This window comes from Micromonospora sonchi (genome assembly GCF_014646235.1).
In the GTDB taxonomy this organism is placed as follows: domain Bacteria; phylum Actinomycetota; class Actinomycetes; order Mycobacteriales; family Micromonosporaceae; genus Micromonospora; species Micromonospora sonchi.
Genome location: NZ_BMNB01000077.1, coordinates 1 through 1,701 on the forward strand (window position 1 = coordinate 1; position 1,701 = coordinate 1,701).

The following is a 1,701-nucleotide window of genomic DNA, read 5'->3' on the forward strand; positions in this document are numbered from 1 at the left end:
CCTCCCCCGTTCAGAGGGCAAATTGATTCATCGAGGGCGATAGAGGAAAGGTGCACCTGACCTGCAAGGATGTGAGTGTCGAAGTCATATCCACAGCAGAGTTGGGTGCACCTTCCTGGTGAGCAAGGGTAGCGGGTGGGATCAGCGGCTGCAGGTAGCCGCCGGTGGTAAAGGTCTGGTTGGTCACGCGGGCGCGGTCCTGTTGCGGCGGTGCGCGGACCGGAGCGGTCTGACCGGGGCGTTGAACACGGTGCTGCCCCGAGGTCGGGGGCCGGGCTGGTGGGATCGAGGCACGGTTCTGGTCTGCCTGGCGACCGCGATCGTGCTCGGCGCGACGAGCATGTCCGACATCGGTCTGCTCGCGCATCAGGCCCTCGTCTTCGCCGATCCGCCGTCGGAAGCGACCGTGCGCCGGGCACTGGCCGGGCTGGACGAGGCCGCATTACGCCGGATCGCGAAGGCCCGGGCGAAGGCCCGCGCCCGGGTCTGGGACCTTCTCTCCCGCCGGCCGCAGGGGTTCCCGTGGCTGACGGTGGCCGGGAAGCTGCTGTCGGGGTGGGTGGTCATCGACCTGGACGCCACCCTGATCACCGCCCACTCGGACAAGCAGGGCGCTGCGGCGACGTTCAAGCGTGGGTTCGGGTTCCACCCGCTTGGTGGGTGGTGCGCGAACACGGGCGAGAGCCTGGCCATGCTGCTGCGCTGCGGCAACGCCGGCTCGAACACGGTCACCGATCACATCCGGGTCCTCGCGGAGGCGATCGCGCAGCTACCGGTGAAGTATCGACGGAAGATCCTCGTGCGCGTCGACGGGGCCGGCGCCACCCACGACCTGCTGCAACACCTGGAGCAGATGAACCGGCTGTGGCGCACCGTGAAGTTCACCGTCGGCTGGACGATCACCGACGCCGACGAGACCGCGATCGCCGCCCTGCCGGTCACCGCCTGGACCGACGGCCTCCAACAAGACGGCACCGCCACCGACCAAGCACAGGTTGCCGAGTTGACCGGCCTCAACCAGCGGGTCGGGAACTGGATCAGTGGGCTGCGGCTGATCGTCCGGCGCACCAAACCCGCCGCCCGCCACGCGAAGAAACTCACCGACCTGGAGAAACGCACCGGCTGGCGGTACGCGATCGTGGCCACCAACATCCACCGCATCCACGGCGTGCCCGGCTCCCACCACCCGCAATGGCTCGACGCCCTGCACCGCTCCCACGCCGGCGTGGAAGACCAGGTCCGCACCGGCAAGGCCATGGGCCTGCGCAACCTGCCCAGCAAGTCCTGGACCGTCAACCAGGCCTGGGTCCTCGCCGCGAACATCGCCGCCGACCTGACCGCCTGGACCAGACTGCTCGGCCTGCACGACCAACCCGACCTCGCCCACGCCGAACCCGACACCCTGCGCTACCGACTACTACACCTACCCGCGAAACTCACCACCCACGCCCGCCGACGCACACTGTCCATCCCCAACACCTGGCCCTGGGCCGAAGCATTCCAACTCTGCTGGCAACGCCTGAACCTGCCGCTGACCACCTGACCCCAGCGAAGCTGCCCCTACCAGCAGAAAGACAGCCCCGGACGCGGAGAACCGGCGCACCCGCAGCGACACGCGACCAACCCACACCCACCACAGGCAGACAAAACGGTCAAGCCGAAACCGTCAAGCAGGGATCAAAACTCTCTGACGAATCGAGG

The 1,701-nt window shown here is 68.0% G+C and carries 1 protein-coding gene; it reads left to right on the forward strand.

Going from position 1 to position 1,701, the window contains the following annotated elements:
* The first annotated feature begins 118 nt into the window (after window positions 1-118).
* Window positions 119-1,543, forward strand: a complete 1,425-nt coding sequence (locus tag IEY61_RS30805) for an IS1380 family transposase (protein ID WP_229706653.1) — start codon at window positions 119-121, stop codon at window positions 1,541-1,543.
* The last annotated feature ends 158 nt before the right edge of the window (window positions 1,544-1,701 follow it).